The sequence below is a fragment of the Halorubrum sp. SS7 genome (genome assembly GCF_005435055.1).
In the GTDB taxonomy this organism is placed as follows: domain Archaea; phylum Halobacteriota; class Halobacteria; order Halobacteriales; family Haloferacaceae; genus Halorubrum; species Halorubrum salinarum.
Genome location: NZ_SGXV01000484.1, coordinates 1 through 312 on the forward strand (window position 1 = coordinate 1; position 312 = coordinate 312).

Sequence of the window (312 nt, forward strand, 5' to 3'; positions counted from 1 at the left end):
ATCTAGTGCTCGGAGGGTAAAGAGCTGTATTATATTATATATTTGAAAACTAGAATGTCAACAGAGCCAGCAAGATGACTGTCACTCTGTATTGCCACCATCACCTACTACCTTGACCGAACTACCTGCCTGCGCTCCGGCATGTTCACCCGCTATATCGATAACCCGGTTAGGGTCCGCATCAATAGTGAACCCGCTGAGCCGGTCTTGAAGCTTCCCCGCTCGTTCTTTGAGATTGTCTGCATTCTGAGAGACCTCCGCAAGCGACGATGTTTGTTCTTCGGCTGCTGCGGAAACATTATCCGACTCGCT

Annotated in this window: 1 pseudogene; it reads right to left on the reverse strand. The window is 49.4% G+C overall.

Annotated elements, in window-relative coordinates:
- Window positions 1-81: 81 nt before the first annotated feature.
- Window positions 82-312 (reverse strand): annotated as a pseudogene (locus EXE44_RS21250) (hypothetical protein); the annotation flags it as partial.